14 protein-coding genes are annotated in these 18,410 nt (G+C 55.5%); 13 read left to right on the top strand and 1 reads right to left on the bottom strand.

Annotation, left to right across the window (positions count from 1 at the left end):
* Nucleotide 1 precedes the first annotated feature (1 nt).
* The 6 genes from AB1I49_RS08685 to nrdR all read left to right on the top strand — a co-directional run bounded on the left by AB1I49_RS08685 (nt 2) and on the right by nrdR (nt 7,895).
* The gene (locus AB1I49_RS08685) at nt 2-1,180 is read left to right on the top strand and encodes a sporulation protein YqfD (protein ID WP_407720746.1); all 1,179 of its coding nucleotides are present in this window, start codon (nt 2-4) and stop codon (nt 1,178-1,180) included.
* Between the two features lie 57 nt (nt 1,181-1,237).
* On the top strand, nt 1,238-2,011 hold the full coding sequence (locus tag AB1I49_RS08680; protein WP_186834310.1) for a TIGR00282 family metallophosphoesterase: 774 nt from the start codon (nt 1,238-1,240) through the stop codon (nt 2,009-2,011).
* A 129-nt stretch (nt 2,012-2,140) separates the two neighbouring features.
* Nucleotides 2,141-3,793, top strand: a complete 1,653-nt coding sequence (locus AB1I49_RS08675) for a DAK2 domain-containing protein (RefSeq protein ID WP_407720745.1) — start codon at nt 2,141-2,143, stop codon at nt 3,791-3,793.
* A 134-nt stretch (nt 3,794-3,927) separates the two neighbouring features.
* Nucleotides 3,928-5,973 (top strand): ATP-dependent DNA helicase RecG, encoded by a 2,046-nt coding sequence (gene recG / locus AB1I49_RS08670; protein ID WP_407720744.1) that lies wholly within the window; start codon nt 3,928-3,930, stop codon nt 5,971-5,973.
* Nucleotides 5,974-5,983: 10 nt separating this feature from the next.
* Nucleotides 5,984-7,324, top strand: coding sequence for a D-alanyl-D-alanine carboxypeptidase family protein (locus AB1I49_RS08665; protein WP_407720742.1), 1,341 nt, complete (start codon nt 5,984-5,986; stop codon nt 7,322-7,324).
* Between the two features lie 112 nt (nt 7,325-7,436).
* Entirely contained in the window at nt 7,437-7,895 is a 459-nt protein-coding gene (gene nrdR / locus AB1I49_RS08660) for a transcriptional regulator NrdR (protein ID WP_186834306.1), read from the top strand.
* 113 nt (nt 7,896-8,008) lie between these two features.
* Here nrdR and rnhA read toward each other — a convergent pair whose 3' ends face one another.
* A complete protein-coding gene (gene rnhA, locus AB1I49_RS08655; RefSeq protein WP_186834305.1) occupies nt 8,009-8,446 on the bottom strand; it encodes a ribonuclease HI in 438 nt (145 codons plus the stop codon).
* A 247-nt stretch (nt 8,447-8,693) separates the two neighbouring features.
* Here rnhA and AB1I49_RS08650 point away from each other — a divergent pair, with 247 nt between their 5' ends.
* The 7 genes from AB1I49_RS08650 (at nt 8,694) to ftsH (ending at nt 18,284) form a co-directional block, all read left to right on the top strand.
* Nucleotides 8,694-10,478 (top strand): ribonuclease J, encoded by a 1,785-nt coding sequence (locus tag AB1I49_RS08650; RefSeq protein WP_407720741.1) that lies wholly within the window; start codon nt 8,694-8,696, stop codon nt 10,476-10,478.
* A 105-nt stretch (nt 10,479-10,583) separates the two neighbouring features.
* Nucleotides 10,584-12,566 carry a GGDEF domain-containing protein gene (locus tag AB1I49_RS08645; RefSeq protein ID WP_407720740.1) on the top strand — a complete coding sequence of 661 codons (1,983 nt, stop codon included), beginning with the start codon at nt 10,584-10,586 and terminating at the stop codon, nt 12,564-12,566.
* A 5-nt stretch (nt 12,567-12,571) separates the two neighbouring features.
* Nucleotides 12,572-13,015, top strand: coding sequence for a 50S ribosomal protein L9 (gene rplI, locus AB1I49_RS08640; RefSeq protein ID WP_186834302.1), 444 nt, complete (start codon nt 12,572-12,574; stop codon nt 13,013-13,015).
* 2 nt (nt 13,016-13,017) lie between these two features.
* On the top strand, nt 13,018-14,385 hold the full coding sequence (dnaB, locus tag AB1I49_RS08635; RefSeq protein ID WP_186834301.1) for a replicative DNA helicase: 1,368 nt from the start codon (nt 13,018-13,020) through the stop codon (nt 14,383-14,385).
* On the top strand, nt 14,375-15,682 hold the full coding sequence (gene tilS / locus AB1I49_RS08630) for a tRNA lysidine(34) synthetase TilS (RefSeq protein WP_407720739.1): 1,308 nt from the start codon (nt 14,375-14,377) through the stop codon (nt 15,680-15,682). Before dnaB ends, tilS begins: the two co-directional genes overlap by 11 nt.
* Nucleotides 15,660-16,202, top strand: a complete 543-nt coding sequence (gene hpt / locus AB1I49_RS08625; RefSeq protein WP_201427674.1) for a hypoxanthine phosphoribosyltransferase — start codon at nt 15,660-15,662, stop codon at nt 16,200-16,202. Before tilS ends, hpt begins: the two co-directional genes overlap by 23 nt.
* Nucleotides 16,203-16,253: 51 nt before the next feature.
* Nucleotides 16,254-18,284, top strand: a complete 2,031-nt coding sequence (gene ftsH / locus AB1I49_RS08620) for an ATP-dependent zinc metalloprotease FtsH (protein ID WP_407720738.1) — start codon at nt 16,254-16,256, stop codon at nt 18,282-18,284.
* Nucleotides 18,285-18,410 lie beyond the last annotated feature (126 nt).

Below are 18,410 nucleotides of genomic sequence, written 5' to 3'. Positions count from 1 at the left end.
TATGTTAGTCGGAGTTGTCAGATGGTTCCGCGGTTATGTCGGCTTCACGGCGAAGGGCAGGTTTCCCGAACGGCTGCTCAATCTCGCCGCCGTGCGCGGAGTGAATATCGCAGATCCGCGTCCGGTTGAAGGCGGAGTCAGCGGAATAATGTCGGTGTCCGATTACCGCCGGGTCCGTCCGCTCGCGAGGAAGGCAAGAGTCCGCATGAGGGTGACGAAGCGCCGCGGTCTGCCCTTCGCTGTTCGAAAGTACCGCGGCAGGCTCGGGCTGTTCGTCGGCGCGGCGCTGGGGGCGGTTCTTATCGCGGTGCTCTCGCAGTTTCTCTGGTCATACCGTATCCTCGGCGCGGACAGCATGAGCGAGCAGCAGATACGCCGCGTTCTCGCCGAAAACGGAATTTCGGTCGGCACGTATCTCGGCAATCTCGATGTTGAGCCGATAGAGCGGCATATCCTGCGCGACCTCGACGGCATAACGTGGGTGAGCGTCAATATTATGGGCTGCACCGCCGACGTCGAGGTGCGTCAGAAGGCGCAGAAGCCCGAGATACAGAGCATGGAGCCGTGCAATATAGTCGCGTCCGCCGACGGAGTGATCACAAAGCTCAAGGTGCGCGAGGGCTTTGCCGCTGTCAAGGAGGGCAGCGGAGTCGCAAAGGGCGAGCTTATCGTCAGCGGCTTCAACCCGACAAAGCAGGGATGTGTGAGATATATGCACGCCGACGCGGATATCTACGCTGATGTTATTTCCAATAGAGAATTAAAAATTCCCAAACAGTACGATTATTATTCTTTAACAGAAAATAAAATAGACCGCACGCGCCTGAGGTTCCTCTGGTTCGAGCTGCCCGCGTCGCTGAGCTTCGGAAGCTGCCTGTACCGCACGGTGACAGTCCGCGACAATTCTCTCGTGCTCAACGGCACAGTCCTGCCTGTCGGAACGAGCGTTGAGACCTCGCATGAGCTCGAGCAAAAGCACGCCGCGACCGACAAGGCTGCTGCACGGGAGATTTTCCGAAACGACGAGCTGCTGTATGAGGCGTTTTCACGTCCAGACAGCCGGCCTGTAAGCCGCAGCCTGACCGTCAGCGAGAGCAAGGACGGCTTTTCCTGCGAATTCAACTGCGTATTCAATGAAAATATTGCCGAAACAGCCGAATTCAGCGTGACAGAGGACTGATTATATGTTACAATAAAAAAAGCGGAGCTTTTCCGCACCGAAACGGAGGCTTAATTTATGCGAATTTTATGTATCGGCGACGTGGTAGGCAGCGCGGGCTGTCAATTTCTGCGCTCGAAGCTGCCCGCGCTCAAGCGGTTCCACGGAGTTGATCTGGTAATATGCAACGGCGAGAACTCAGCCGACGGCAACGGAATAACGCCGCAGTCGGCGCAGTATCTCTTTGACAGCGGCGTCGACGCGCTCACCCTCGGCAACCATACCTTCCGCCGCAGGGAGGTCTATGAGCTGCTCGACGAAAATCCCTTCATAGTCCGACCCGCAAACTACCCCTCAAAGTCCACGCCCGGCAAGGGGATTATCAACATCGACACCGGCAGGCGGATCGTCACGCTCATTAACCTCATGGGCAATCTCGGCGTCGAGGACGGACTCGAGAACGCCTTTGAGTGCGCGGACAGAATGCTCGAGCAGGCTGAGAGCAAAATCATCATCGTCGACTTTCACGCCGAGACCACGAGCGAGAAGCGCGCGATGGGATATTATCTCGACGGCAGGGTTTCGGCGATGTTCGGCACACACACCCATGTTCAGACCTCGGACGCTCAGGTTCTCCCGAAGGGCACGGGCTACATCACCGACGTCGGAATGACGGGAGTTATCCACTCAGTCCTCGGCGTAAAAACCGAAATAATCATCAACCGCCTCAAAACCAAGCTGCCCGAGCGGTTCGAGCAGGCAGCGGGCAAGTGCTCGATGGAGGCTGTGCTGTTCGAAGTTGATGACAAAAGCGGAAAGTGCGTAACTGCTGAAAGTTTGCGCATAGAGTAATAAAATTTTACAGAGAAAATACGTATTAATATCTGTTTTAACTATTGAAAAATTTGCAGAAACCTTGTATAATAGGTATGTTTGATAGAATGTCATTTTTCTTATGTTTACAAAAAGGACGTGCAGCTTATGATTAACGGTGAGATGCTAAAGCAGGCAATTATCTCCGGCGCCCACAATATCAGCGCCCAGAAGAATCACATCAACGATCTCAATATCTTCCCCGTACCCGACGGCGACACAGGTACAAATATGTCGATGACCGTAATGGCGGCGGCGAAGGCTCTCGAGGACTGCGACAGCACAAACGCGGGCGAGGTAGCTCAGCTTGCAGCAAAGGCGATGCTTCGCGGCGCGAGAGGCAACTCGGGCGTAATCACCTCGATCCTGTTCCGCGGCTTTGGTCAGGGACTCAAGGACATGGAGGAGGTCAACGGCAAGAACATTGCCGCAGCTCTCGGAATCGGCGTTGACGCTGCCTACAAGGCGGTAACGAAGCCTGCCGAGGGTACTATCCTCACTGTAGCCCGCATGGCATACGAGGCAGGCGTTGAGGCTTCCAAGGAGAACCACAACGCGATCTATGTATGGCAGACCATCGTCAACAAGGCAAACGACGCACTGGCTCTCACTCCCGAGCTTCTCCCTGTACTCAAGAAGGCGGGCGTAGTAGACGCGGGCGGCAAGGGTCTTTGCACGATCTTCGAGGGCATGCTCACCTTCTTCCGCGACGGCGAGGTAATTCCCTACGAGGAGACAACAGCTCCTACGGTCGATACCTTCGAGAGCGCTGCGGCTGAGTTTGACGACGACATCGAATTCACATACTGCACTGAAATCATCGTCGGCAGAGATACCGAGTGCACACTCGATCCCGACGACCTTCGCACATATTTACAGACGATCGGCGACTGCGTAGTCGTAGTCAACGACGAGGAGATCATCAAGGTTCACGTTCACACCGAGACTCCTAACGTAGTTCTCGAGCAGGGTCTTACATACGGCCAGCTCTTAGCCGTCAAGGTTGAGAACATGAAGGAGCAGCACAAGAATGCCAAGAAGGCAAGCAAGAAGTCCAAGAAGGCGAAAAAGGAGAAGTTCGAGTTCGCAGAGCCCACCGAGGATATCGGATTTGTCGCAGTCGCGGCAGGCGAGGGCATGAAGAACCTCTTCAAGGAGCTTGGCTGCGTCAACGTCGTATCGGGCGGACAGAGCATGAACCCCAGCACCGACGATATCTACGAGGCTGTTCTCGCGACGCCCGCGAAGAACGTCATCGTGCTTCCCAATAACAAGAACATCATTCTCGCGGCTGAGCAGACCGTGCCCATGGTCAACGACAGAAACGTCATCATCGTTCCCACCAGAACGATTCCGCAGGGCATGACCGCGCTTCTCAACTTCGACCCCGAGATTTCCGCCGACAGCAACGCCCAGCTGATGATGGACGCGGCCCGCAACGTCGGAACGGGACTTGTAACCTTCGCGGCACGCAACAGCGAGTTCGGCGGCAAGAAGATCAAGGAAGGCGATATCATCGCCCTTGAGAACGGCAAGCTCACCATCACCGAGAAGAGCGCCGTCAAGGCTCTCGTAAAGCTCGCCAAGAGCATGGTTACCCGCGACACCTCGTTCATCACCCTGATTTACGGTGAGGACATCGAGGAGGAGGACGCTCAGAAGGCGTTTGACGAGCTTCAGGACAAGTTCGGTTCACGCGCGGACATCTCTCTCGTCAAAGGCGACCAGCCCGTATACTACTTCATTCTCAGCATCGAGTAATTTCAACAGAATATTGCGGTCAGCGTCCGGCGGTGATTCGCCTATGCTGACCGTTTTTTATTACCAACTAAAAAATCGGAGCGCAAGCGACCCGAAATTTTCCATTTTTCATTTTCGATTTTCAATTAAAAACTATGCCATCTTTATTCAAAACACCCGTTTCCGCTCTTTCGGGGGTGGGGCCAAAGCGAGCCGAGCAGTTTGAAAAGCTCGGAATATCCTCAGTCGGCGAGCTGATACAGTTCTATCCCCGAGCCTACGAGGACTGGAGCGAGATCACGAAAATCGCCGATATCACCGAAGAGGGCACCTACTGCGTCAAGGCGGTTGTCGGCTCCGCGGTATCAAACACGATGCTCGCGGGTGGACGGTTTATATGCAAGACCACCGTCTACGACGACACGGGCACCATAAAGCTCGTCTTTTTCAATAACAAGTACATAAGCCAGATGCTCGCCTACGGAGCAGAATATTTCTTCTACGGAAAAATAACCTTCGACAGCTACGGCTCCCAGATGGTCGCTCCCGCGTTTTCACCGGCGCGTCAGGGGCCTCATATCCACCCTGTTTACCGTTCTACCGCGGGGCTGAACTCAAAGACGATAGAGGGCGCGGTGCAGAAGTCGCTGAAAATGCTGCCCGAAACGGTCGGCGACCCGCTGCCCGAGGGTATCAGGAAGAAGTTTGATCTCTGCGGTCTGCGAAAGGCGATAGAGGATATCCATTTCCCGAAAACAACCGCAGACCTCGAGCACGCGCGCAGAAGGCTCGTCACCGAGGAGCTTGTCGTGCTCAATCTCGGAATGCGCAGCCTGCGCGACCACAGCCGCACGCTCAGCGGCATGAAGATACACGAGGACTTCTCCGCTCAGTTCGAAGAGCTGCTTCCGTTTGAGCTGACGGGCGCGCAGAAGAGGGCGATTGCCGACTGCGTTAACGATATGCTCAGTAAGCCGTCCCAGATGAACCGCCTTGTACAGGGCGACGTCGGCTCGGGCAAGACGGCGGTTGCCGCGTCGGTCTGCTTCACCGTGATAAAGAACGGCTTTCAGGCGGCGTTCATGGCGCCGACCGAGATTCTCGCTGCACAGCACTACGAGACCTTCCAAAAGCTCTTGGAGGGTACGGGAGTCACTGTCGGACTGCTGACAGGCTCACTCAGGGAGAGCGATAAGAAGCGCGTCCGCTCAGGCCTCGCCGACGGCACGATACAGCTCGTGATCGGCACTCACGCGCTTATCACCGACAAGACGGAGTTCAATAATCTCGGACTTGCGGTAACCGACGAACAGCACCGATTCGGAGTCGCACAGCGCGCGAAGCTGCTCTCAAAGGGCGACAATCCGCACCTGCTCGTCATGAGCGCGACGCCGATTCCGCGCACACTCGGGCTGATAATCTTCGGCGACCTCGACATCTCGGTAATCGACGAGCTTCCGCCGAACCGAAAGCCCGTCCGCACGGTGCTGCTGCCCGTATCGGGACGCGGCAGGATATATAAGTTTATCCGCGAGGAGGTTTCGCGCGGCAGGCAGGCGTATATCGTCTGTCCGCTCGTCGAGGAGGGCGAGCTCGAGGGCGTAGCCTCAGCCGAGGAGTACGCCGCCGAGCTGATGCTAAAGTACTTCCCCGATATACCCGTCGGCGTGGTTCACGGAAAGCTCAAGCCCGCCGAAAAGGACGCCGTCATGGACGGTTTTGCCAGGAATGAATACAAAATACTCGTCGCGACAACCGTGATCGAAGTCGGGGTTGACGTTCCGAACGCCTCTGTCATGCTCATAGAAAACGCCGAGCGGTTCGGGCTTTCTCAGCTCCACCAGCTCCGCGGCCGCGTCGGCAGAGGAGATGCGCAGTCCTTCTGCGTGATGATAAGCGACCGCATGAATCAGGTCACGCGTCAGCGTCTGGAGGTCATGTGCTCGACCAACGACGGCTTCAAAATCGCCGACGAGGACTTGAAAATGCGCGGACCGGGCGACTTCTTCGGAGAGCGCCAGCACGGACTTCCGCAGCTCGCCATAGCCGATTTTGCCGATACGAAGAGCCTCGAGCTCTCGCAGAAGATCGCCGACGAGATCATGTTCCGATACAAAGACCTCCGCAGCGATGAGCTTCGGCTGCTCAACGCCGAAATCGACAGGCTGTTCAGCCGCGGCGGTCACAATACGATGAATTAGGAGTGAGTATATGAAAAAGTTCATTTGCGTACTGTGCGCGCTCTGTGTGCTGCTCGGTGCGGCGACCCTGCCCGCAGGCGCAATCAGCTTCTCAAACAACGTCGTCACCCGCTCAAAGTCGATTCTCATGGTTAACCGCGACATCGGTCAGGTTGTGTTTGAGCAGGACGCCGACGAGAAGCGCTATCCGGCATCTACCACCAAGATAATGACCTACATCGTCGCCTACGAGCACATCGACGACATCGAAAACACCCGTATCCCGATCAAGAAGTCGGTTCTCGACAAGCTCAAGGGCACCGACAGTTCCTCCGCGAACCTTGCCGACCACGTGGGCAAGAAGATGAGCGCGATCGACCTGCTCTATTCGATGATGGTACCCTCGGGCAACGACGCGGCGCTGACTCTCGCAGATTACGTCGGCGACGGCGATATCGACAAGTTCGTCGACATGATGAATGAGAAGGCCGACGAGCTCGGCTGCGAGAACACCCACTTCATGAACCCCGACGGTCTCCATGACGACGACCACTACACCACAGCGCGCGACCTCTACAAAATTACCACCTACGCGCTGACGCTGCCGCACTTTTTCGAGATATCGAACACCACGGAGTACAAGTGCGAGGGCGACGAATATGCCCTGACCACCACCAACTACCTGATTGACCAGTACCGCGGCGGCGAGTATTACTACCAGTACGCCGAGGGCGTCAAGACCGGCACCACAGATGAAGCAGGCCGCTGTCTTGTCACCACCGCCTCAGCCGACGGCAACTCATATATCCTTATCCTTCTCGGCGCTCCGTACAAGGCGGGCGAGATGGAGGAGTACTACACCTTCACCGACGCTGCCGATTTGTTCCGCTGGGCGCTTGTTGACCTCCAGATGCAGACGATCAAGTCCACCCAGACTCCGATCTGCGAGGCAAAGGTCAAGCTCGCCTGGGGCAGGGACAAGGTGACACTCGTTCCCGAGAAGAACCTCAATGCCGTAATGCCAAAGGATCTGACGCCTGAGAATATCGTTGTTGAAACCGATGTTGACGAGGTGATATCCGCTCCTCTCAGGACAGATACGCCCGTAGGTACCGCGGCAGTCTACTACGTCGACACAAAGACAGGCGACAAGCAGATCGTAGCTACGGTAAACCTCGTGCCATCTGAGAATCTCGACCGCAGCGGAATCCTCGCGGTGCTCGACGTAATCGGCACGATCTTCCGGTCCTACTGGTTCATTGTCATTATTGTGGCGATCCTGCTCATCCTTGCAGGCTACGTCATCGCAGGCAAGATCCACCGCAACAGACAGAGAAAGAGAAGGAAGGTCAAGAAGTACCGCAACTTCTGATGTAATTAAATTGTAAACAATATGTAGTTGTAATTCACAACATCTTGTGGTATAATTTCTTTATGGAATTATTATAAGAAAATATAGTATCACAAAGACGGGGTGACAGGTTATGAAATGTCCATATTGCAGCTTTGAGGAGAGCAAGGTTATCGACTCGCGATCGGCGGACGACGGAGAGAGGATCCGCCGCCGCAGGGAATGCCTGAAATGCGGCAAGCGCTTCACCACCCATGAGGTGATCGAAACCGTTCCGATCATCGTCGTAAAGCGCGACAAGTCCCGCGAGGTGTTCGACCGCAACAAGCTCACCGCGGGCATTCTCCGCGCCTGTGAAAAGCGCCCTGTATCACTCACTCAGATCGAGGAAATGGTCGACAGGATAGAGGCGAAGATCCAGAGCATGCTCGACCGCGAGATCACAACCCGCCAGATAGGCGAGCTCGCGATGGAGGAGCTGAAGACAGTCGACGAGGTATCCTACGTGCGCTTTGCGTCGGTTTACCGCCAGTTCAAGGACATCAACACCTTCCTCGAGGAGCTCAACAAGCTGCTCACCGAGAAACAGTAATACTATATTAAAGAGCAAAGGCCGCCCGATCGGGCGGCTTTTTTGGTTGTTGAAATGAAAAATAAAAATCGGAGCGAAGCGACCCTTAATTTTCCATTTTCAATTTTCAATTATCAAGAAAACTTCTTCGCCTGAGCGACAGCGAGCCTGTCGCATCGTTCGTTTTCGGGGTGACCGGCGTGACCCTTGACCCAGTTTATCTCGACCTGATGCCTGTCATACTGCCTGAGCAGCCTTTCCCAGAGGTCGGGATTCTGAGCCTTTTCCTTCTTGTTGCGCATCCAGCCCTGAGCCTGCCACTTCTTTGCCCAGCCGAGCTTGAGCGCGTTGCAGACGTACTGCGAGTCGCTGTACAGCTCGACCTCGCAAGGCTCCTTTAGCGCCTCCAGCGCGAAAATCACCGCGCATAGCTCCATGCGGTTGTTGGTGGTTTCACGCTCGCCGCCCGAAAGCTCCTTTTCCACTCCGTTGTACCTCAGTACGGCGCCCCAGCCTCCGGGGCCGGGATTGCCGCTGCACGCTCCGTCCGTATAGACCTGAACTCTTTTCATATGTATCTCCTTCTTGCATCTGATTGTCACGGATATATTTTCTCACAAATCGCCCATAATAACAAGAGGGCAGGGGAAATTTGGAAAAACTTTTTCATAATTCCAATAACATATTGACAGCAAAGCGGCGTTTGAGGTAAAATATACAATGTATATGTATGCTGAAATCAGTATACCCATTTTGGTTTTTATCCGTAATGGATTAATATATGATCGGAACAAATCTGAAGAATATGGAGGTAATTTTGTGAGCAAAGAACGCAATAACAGAAACTTTAAGCTCAAAAATACAAATATCGGGAAAGGGCAGGCAAAGTCCAAGAGCGCTAAAAGCTCGAAGCCGAAGGCAAACCGCCGGCCTCAAAGACCCACAAAGCCGTCTGTGAAGGTATCGTTCCTCGGTGGACTGAATGAGATCGGCAAGAACATCACCCTCATTGAGTGCGAGGGCGATATGATAATAATCGACTGCGGCATGGCGTTCCCCGACGGAGACATGCTCGGCGTCGACCTTGTAATCCCCGATTTCACCTATATCGAGCAGAACTTCGACAAGGTGAAGGGCATCGTGCTCACCCACGGCCACGAGGACCATATCGGCGGACTGCCTTATCTTCTCTCTCTCGTGAACATACCGATTTACGGCACGCCGCTGACGCTCGGACTTGTCGGCAACAAGCTCAAGGAGCACAGCCTGTTCAACAAGGCGAAGCTCAACGTCGTCAACGCCGGCGACACAATCAGACTCGGCTGCATGGAAGTCAAGTTCATTCACGTCAACCACAGCATTCCCGACGCGGTGGCTTTTGCTATCCGCACACCCGCGGGCACGCTTGTACACACGGGCGACTTCAAGATCGACTGCACGCCTATCCTTGGCGACGCTATCGACTTCTCGAGCTTCGCGCAGGCAGGCGACGAGGGCGTACTCGCACTTTTAGCCGAGAGCACCAACGCATCGCGTCCGGGCTTTACGCGCACAGAGAGGCTCGTGTCCGACAGCCTGAATATGCTTTTCAACAACGCGGCGAACTACCGCATTATCATCGCGACCTTCGCGTCGAATGTCAACCGCGTCCAGCAGATCATCGACTGCGCCGCGAAGTACGGCAGAAAGGTCGCCTTCTCGGGCAGAAGCATGGTCAACTACATGGACGTAGCCAAGAAGCTCGGCTACCTTAACGTGCCCGACAATATTCTGATCGACCTCGACATGCTCGACAAATATCCGCGCGAGCAGATCGTACTTGTCACGACGGGCAGTCAGGGCGAGCCGATGAGCGCGCTGTCGCGTATGGCGTACTCCGACCACCGCAAGGTCGTGGTGGGCGAGGGCGACTTCATCATCATCTCCGCGAATCCTATCCCCGGCAACGAAAAGACCGTCGGCAACGTAGTTGACGAGCTGCTCAAGCGCGGCTGCAAGGTCATCTATGAGTCTATGTACGACGTACACGTCTCGGGTCACGCCTGCCAGGAGGAGCTGAAAATCATTCACCGCCTTGTCAGACCGAAGTTCTTCATTCCCGTCCACGGCGAGCAGAAGCATCTGCGCAAGCACGCCGACCTCGCCGAATTCCTCGGCATGGACAGAAAGAACATCTTCATCGGCGACGTTGGCAGCACGGTTGAGATCAACGAGGACTACATGAAGGAGATCGCGCCCGTACCCGCAGGCAAGGTATTTGTCGACGGACTCGGCGTCGGCGACGTCGGAAGCATCGTTCTGCGCGACAGAAAGCACCTCGGACAGGACGGCCTGATCATCATCGTCGCCTCGCTCGACGTCTACGACGGCCATGTTATCAGCGGCCCCGACGTAGTTTCGCGCGGATTCGTATACGTGCGCGAGAGCGAGCAGCTGCTCGAGGAGGTGCGCAAGCTCGCGCTCGATATCCTTGAGGACTGCGCTGACAACAACATTCACGAGTGGGGCATCATCAAGAACCGCATCAAGGACGAGATCTCGAAGCTCATTGCACAGAGAACCCGCCGCGCGCCGATGATCCTCCCGATCTTACAGGAAGTATAAGGACGGTTTGGAAACTGCCGCTGACCCAAAAATACAATTCGGAGCGTAAGCGACCCGAAATTTTCAATTTTCAATTTTTCATTTTCAATTAACAAAAGGACTGCTATGAGAAAAAAACATTGGATGCTGTCGCCGTGGTTCATAATCTTCACGATTGTGATGCTGCTGATGACGACTATTTCCGCAAACTACAACATAATCGTGTTCTACGTTGAGCTGGGCATAACGGTGCTGTCGATTGCCGCCGTGATCGCGCTCAGCCTGCGTTTCAGCGCGTATATACGCGGAATAGTCAGGTCGACCGCGGACAGGATCAACGGCATCGACCGCGACTACCTCGAGCGCTACAAGTACCCCGTTGCCGTCGTCGGAATGGAGGGCGACATCGTGTGGTGCAACGCGCGGTTCCGCAAGGCGATCGGCGGACGCAGCCCCGAGGGCGACCATATCAACAACTATATATCAGGCTACGACATCGTCGATATCATAGACAGCGACGGCGTGGACGTAGCGGTAGACGGCAGGGAATTCACCGTCTACTGTCTCAATGCCGACGGCAGCACGGTCTGCCACTTCATTGAGAACACCTACTACAAGTCCACCGTCCGCGAGTACCACGCGTCGATCCCGTGCGTGGCGCTGATAACCTTCGACAACGCCGAGGACTTTGTTTCCAGCTCCGAGGAGTACTACTCCACCGTCGCGATCTCGGTCGAGGCGAATCTGCAGCGCTGGGCGAACGAGTACAAGGCGATGTACAAGAAGATCACCAACAACCGCTATATGATAATCTTCCGCGACGCCGACATCGACCACATGGTCAACCAGCGGTTCCCGATACTAAGGGATATCCGCTCTATCGGCACCGCGCGCCACGTCGCGACGATATCCGTGGGACTTTGCCGCGGCAGCAAGACCGTCCGCGAGAGCGAGCTCAACGCGCGCAAGGCGCTCGAGATGGCTCTGGGACGCGGCGGCGATCAGGTTGCGATAATCCGCGACAATACCTACGAGTTCTTCGGCGGAACGGCGGCTGCGGCAGAGAAGGTCAGCAAGGTTCGAATGCGCGTCATCGCGAACGCGATAAGCCGTGCCGTTGCCGACGCGGACAAGGTGTACGTCATGGGACACCGCTTCTCCGACCTCGACTGCGTAGGCGCGGCGATCGGCATGCAGTGCATCATGGACAAGACCTTCAAGAAGTACAGCAAGGTCGTCATAAACCGCGAGACCTCGATGGCGCAGCAGCTTATCGAGTACACCGACGAAAGGCTCGAGAGCGATATTTACACCACTCCCGAGGAAGCGCTCAGAGGTATCACACCGAAATCGCTTCTGATTATCGTCGACACCCACCTTGCGACCTCTCTCGAGAGCCGAGAGCTATACGAGAGGGCAAAGAAGATCGTCGTTATTGACCACCACCGCAAGGCGGTCAATTACATAAACAACGCGCTCGTGTTCTGTCATGAGCCGTCAGCTTCGTCAGCGTGCGAGATGTGCTGCGAGATCATCAGCTACCTCGACGACAAGCCGCTCGGCTACATTCAGGCTGACGCGCTGCTCTCGGGCATAATGCTCGACACCAAGAACTTTGTGCTCAAGACGGGCGTGCGCACCTTCGAAGCGGCGGCGTATCTCAGGCGCAAGGGCGCGAATACCCTCACGGTAAAGGAGCTGTTCTCGGGCAGCATCGATACATACCGCGAGAAGGTCGACATCGTAGTCCGCAGCGAGGTTCACCGCGGCTGTGCGATCTCGACCTCAGACAAGCTCACCGACGACATACGTCTCGCGTCTGCGCAGGCGGCTGACGAGATGCTCACCCTCAAGGGTATAGTCGCGTCGTTCGTAATCTTCGGCGACCACAAGAAGATAAACATCTCCGCGCGCAGCTACGGACGGATAAACGTCCAGCTAATCATGGAAAAAATGGGCGGCGGCGGCCACCAGACAATGGCGGCGACCCAGCTTTACAATTCGTCCATCGAGGAAGCGCGAAAGCAGCTGACGGAAGCTATCGACAACGTGCTTGACGAAGCCGAGGAGGACAACTCCGACAAACAAAATAAACCAAAAAAGGACTGATATAAATGAAAGTAATTCTTCTGCAGGACATAAAGGCACTCGGCAAAAAGGGCGAGCTCGCTGAGGTGAGCGAGGGCTACGGCAGAAACTACCTGCTGCCCAAGAAGCTCGCTAAGGAAGCCAACGCACAGGCTATGAACGAGTACAAGAACGCCGAGAACTCCAAGAACTACAAGATCGCCACCGCCAAGGCTCAGGCTGAGCAGGACAAGCAAAAGCTCGAGGGCAAGGTGTTCAAGATGAAGGCGAACGGCAACAACGGCAAGCTCTTCGGCAGCATCACCTCAAAGCAGATCGCCGAGGAGATCAAGAAGCAGTACGGCATCGCCGTCGACAAGCGCAAGGTCGTGCTCGAGCGCGACATCAAGGAATTCGGCACCTACAAGGCGGAGGTCAAGCTCTACACAGGCATCTCCGCGTCGATTGACGTACAGGTTTCCGAGGCGTAATCATGGCTGAGGAGTTCACTTCCGACCTCGGCGTAATGCCATACAACACCATGGCTGAGCAGAGTGTTCTCGGCGCGATATTGCTCGAGAGCTCGATGCTCGACGAGGTGCTCGACTTCATCAAAAGCCCCGATTATTTCTACGTCGGCGTCCACAAGCTGATGTACAGGGAAATGATGCTGATGATGAACAACGGCATTCCCGTCGACCCCGTAACGCTGATCGACAGGCTCGAGGGCAATCCCGAGTTTGAGAGCAGCGGCGGAAAAACCTACGTTATCAATATTGCGGACTCCTGTCCGTCCTACAGCAACGCGGGACAGTACGCTAAGATCGTCGCGGACAAGTACAAGCTCAGACAGCTTATCACAGCGTCAAGGGCGATCATCGACGACGCAACCGAGGGAGCCGAGGACACCTCGCTGATTCTCGACGCCGCCGAGCAGAGATTGTTTGATATCCGCAGCGACGAGAACTCCAAGGGACTCGAGCGCATCAATTCGGTTATCTTGCAGACATTTGACCGCCTCGACGACCTCAATTCCGAACGCGACAGCAACACCCGCGCGATTCCGACGGGTATCGGCGACCTCGACCGCATGATCACGGGACTCAACCGCAGCGACCTCATCATTCTCGCCGCCCGTCCCGGTATGGGCAAGACGAGCTTTGCGCTGAACATCGCGCGCAACGTCGCCTGCCAGTCAAAGAAAACCGTCGCGTTTTTCTCTCTCGAAATGTCGCGCGAGCAGCTCGCGAGCCGACTTCTGTCGTCCGAGGCTCTCGTCAGCGGCACAAAGCTGCGCACGGGCAAGCTCGACAACAGCGACTGGGGAAGGCTTATCCCTGCGAGCGACGTGCTCAAGAACGCCGACCTCTACCTCGACGACACCTCGACTATCACAATCACCGAAATGAAGGCGCGCCTGAGAAGGCTCAAGCAGGTAGATCTTGTTGTCATCGACTACCTCCAGCTAATGGCGAGCGGCAGGCGTATCGACAACCGCGTTCAGGAGATATCCGCGATCACCCGAAACCTCAAAATCATGGCGAAGGAGCTCAACGTCCCGATCATCACGCTCTCGCAGCTTTCGCGTGCGTCCGAGCAGCGCACGGGCGACCACCGTCCTCAGCTCTCAGACCTGCGTGATTCGGGTTCGATCGAGCAGGACGCGGACATCGTGCTCTTCCTCTACCGCGAGGGCTACTACGACCGCGAAAACGGCGACAACCCGACTCCTCAGGCGGATATGAACTCGGGCGAGTGCATCGTCGCGAAGAACCGTCACGGCGAGACCAGCACCGTCAACCTCCACTGGCAGGGCGAGTTCATGCGCTTCACGGGCATGGAGAAGAAGTATGACGCATAAGGCTCTCTCGACCTGCGAAAAATATAAATTGCTCGAAGACGGCGGCACCGTGCTTGTCGCTCTTTCGGGCGGAGCGGATTCCACCGCTTTGCTTCACTTTCTTTATTCTGTAAAAGAAAAATACAACCTCACGATTCTCGCCGCCCACCTTAACCACGGCATTCGCGGCGAGGAAGCAGACCGCGACGAGCGGTTTTGCAAAATTCTCTGTGAGAAATATAATATACCGTTTTACTCCAAGACCCTCGATATTCCCGCTCTGTCAAAGCAGCGCGGCGTCAGCGAGGAGCTTTGCGGCAGAGATGAGCGCTACGCCTTTCTCGGAACGCTCGCCGAAGCGCATAACGCAAGAATCGCCACCGCCCACAACGCTGATGACAACGCCGAGACCTTGATATTCAACCTCGCGCGGGGAAGCTCTCTTCGCGGCGCGGCAGGCATTCCGCCGAAGCGCGGCAGGATCATCCGTCCGCTGATCGAGGTCACGCGTGCTCAGATTGAGGAGTACTGCGCGGAGAACGGGCTTGACTTCGTCACCGACAGCACAAATCTCGGAGATGAGTACACCCGAAACAAAATCCGCCACCATGTGATTCCCGTACTTCGTGAGCTGAATCCGTCGTTTGAAGCTGCGGTAACGCGCTTCACCGACACGGCAGCCGAGGTCTCGGATTACCTCGACATTCAGGCGGACGCCGCTCTCACAGCCGCCGAAACCGACTACGGATATTTCGCGGACAGGCTGCTTGACAACCACCCGGCCGTCCTGAAAACGGCAATTAATATTCTGTTAAAGAAATATTATATTCAAACCGATTCCAAGAAGCTCGGACTTATCGCTGATATCCTCAGAAACGGCGGCGCTGCAGAGCTTAGCCGCGAATATACCGCGGTTTGCAGGCGCAATATATTCTGTATCGCCGGCAGCGGCAGCCCAGAGATGCCTGAAGTCGAGCTGCGCGGCAGCGTGAGCTTCAGCTTTATAGACAAGCTCGTCGCCGCGTCGATAGATAATTCTAATAAAGAAAATAAAATCCTGATTTTCCGCACCCGCCGCGAGGGAGATATGTTTTCTTTCCAAAAAAGAAATATAACCAAATCTCTCGGCAAGGCTCTGCGCGAGATTGGAGTACCCTCAAAGCTCAGGGACAGCGTGATCTGCCTGTGTGAGGGCAGCGTTGTACTCTGGTGCGAGGCGCTGGGATATTCAACTCAGGGTAAAATATACACCCAAAACCAAAATCTAACCATTGAACTGAACGGGGAGAAGTGCTATGATGTTACACAAGGACGTTGAATCCGTACTGCTTTCGCAGGAAAAACTTGAAAAAATTGTGAAGTCCCTTGCAAAACAGATAGAAAAAGATTATAATGACAAAGAGTTTATGATGGTCGGACTGCTCAAGGGCAGCGTCGCGTTCATGGCGGATCTGATGAAGCGCGTGAATCTCGACTTTTCGATCGACTTCATGGTTGCCTCGAGCTACGGCAGCGGCACCGAAAGCTCGGGCAGGGTCAAGATCGTCAGTGACCTCACTCTGCCTGTTCAGGGCAAGGATGTTCTGGTGGTTGAGGACATCATCGACTCGGGCAACACCCTCAACTTCGTCATGAACTATCTTATGACAAAGGGCGCAAATTCCGTCAAGGTCTGCACCCTCTGCGACAAGCCCTCACGCCGCAAGGTACCTCTCGTACCGGATTACTGCGGCGCCGAGATCCCCGACGAGTTCATCGTCGGCTACGGCCTCGACTATGCCGAGAAATACCGCAACCTGCCTTATATCGGAATCCTCAAACGTTCCGTTTATGAATGATACAGACGGCGGCGACCCCGCGGTCAACAAACCCAAGGAGTGTGAAATAATTTGGACAATAAAAAGAGGACGCGCAACCTGCTGCTCTATCTCGCAATCCCGATTGTGCTGATTGTTGTCGCGGCGATTTTTCTGAGTACGCGCCAGTCGGATTCACCAAAGACATCCGAGCTCGTGCAGTACTTCATCGACGACAAGGTTGAGAGCTACACTATCAACTACGGCTCCGGCGCTGTCGAGATCACCCTCAAGGAGGGCGAGAAGGCGTATCCCAAGACCGAGGAGAGCGCGGCGAGCAATCCGCTGACAGCTCTCGCGGGCACAGACCAGCAGACAGACTCAAAGTCCAAGGTCGTCGTCAAGGGACAGCTTGCCGATATCCGCCTCTTCATCGAGGAGATAAACGAGAAGTCGTCGCCCGACGAGCCTGTAAAGTACAACTACATCCGCGCGAGCGACAATTCGTTCCTGCTCGAGCTTATCCCGACGATCATTATGGTCGCAATCTTCATCGGAGCGTGGATATTCCTGATGAAGCGCATGGGAAGCGGCGGCATCGGCAGAGAGATGAATTTCGGCAAGGCAAAGATCAAGAACACCAACGACGAAAAGCGCAAGACGACCTTTGACGACGTGGCAGGAGCCGACGAGGAGAAGGAAGAGCTTGCCGAGGTCGTCGAGTTCCTTAAGAACCCCGAGAAGTTCAACAAGTTAGGTGCCCGCATTCCCAAGGGCGTACTGCTCGTAGGCCCTCCCGGAACAGGTAAAACCCTTCTCGCGCGCGCAGTCGCGGGCGAGGCAGGCGTACCGTTCTTCTCGATTTCGGGTTCGGATTTTGTAGAGATGTTCGTCGGCGTAGGTGCGTCGCGTGTCCGCGACCTCTTTGACCAGGCGAAGAAGAACGCGCCCTGCATTATCTTTATCGACGAGATCGACGCCGTCGGCAGACAGAGAGGCGCAGGTCTCGGCGGCGGCAACGACGAACGCGAGCAGACCCTTAACCAGCTTCTCGTGGAGATGGACGGCTTCGGCGTGAACGAGGGCGTAATCCTCATCGCCGCGACCAACCGTCCCGACGTACTCGACCCCGCGCTTCTCAGACCGGGACGCTTCGACCGTCAGGTTGTAGTAAGCTATCCCGACGTCAACGGCCGTGAGGCTATCCTCAAGGTTCACGCGCGCAAGAAGCCTCTTGCGCCCGACGTAAAGCTGCGCACGATCGCAAAGACCACCGCGGGCTTCACAGGAGCCGACCTCGAGAACCTGCTCAACGAGGCGGCGCTTCTCGCGGCACGTGCCGACAAGAAGGCGATCACCATGAAGGAGATCGAGGAAGCGACCATCAAGGTCGTTGTCGGCGCGGAGAAGAAGAGCAAGGTCATGAGCGACAAGGAGAAGAAGCTCACCGCCTATCACGAGGCAGGTCACGCTATCCTCTTCGACGTGCTCGAAACGCAGGATCCCGTTCACGAGATTTCGATTATTCCCCGCGGAATGGCTGGCGGCTACACAATGCCTCTGCCCACTGAGGACAAGTCATACAATTCGCGCAGTGAGATGCTCGAGGATATCGTGGTATCCCTCGGCGGACGCGTTGCCGAGGCGCTGATCCTCGACGACATTTCCACAGGCGCGTCCAACGACATTGAGCGCGCAACAAAGACCGCGCGCGCAATGGTCACCAAGTACGGCATGACCAAGGAGCTCGGCTGCGTCAACTACGGCTCCGAGAGCGGCAGCGTATTCCTAGGCAGGGATATGGCGCGCACTCAGGACTACAGCGAGGCGACTGCGGCGAAGATCGACGAGCTTGTTCTCGAGATCGTAAACGACGCGTACGCGCGTGCCGAGAAGCTCCTCAGCGAGAATATCGACAAGCTGCATGAGATCGCCGCGTATCTGATCAAGCACGAGAAGATGAGCGGTGCGGACTTCGAGGCTGTCATGAACGGCACCTATGTCGAGCCCGAGGAAGAGCCTGAGGAAGAGGTAACAGAGCCTGCTTCCGAGACTGTTGAAACGGCTGACGAGAGTGTTGTCGAGGCACCCGACGAAGCGGAAGATAATTCTGCAGAAGAATAATAACAGGCGGTGGAGGTCAGGAGCTTCCGCCGCTTTTTACCGCTGAAACCTCGAACAAACTTGCGAAAAACACTTGATATTTTCAAATTAATGTGGTATACTAATATAAATACAAAACGACAGGAA

It is taken from the genome of Ruminococcus sp. NATIVEDY160 (assembly GCF_045819885.1).
In the GTDB taxonomy this organism is placed as follows: Bacteria; Bacillota; Clostridia; order Oscillospirales; family Acutalibacteraceae; genus Ruminococcoides.
This window is presented reverse-complemented; position numbering and strand designations above follow the sequence as displayed.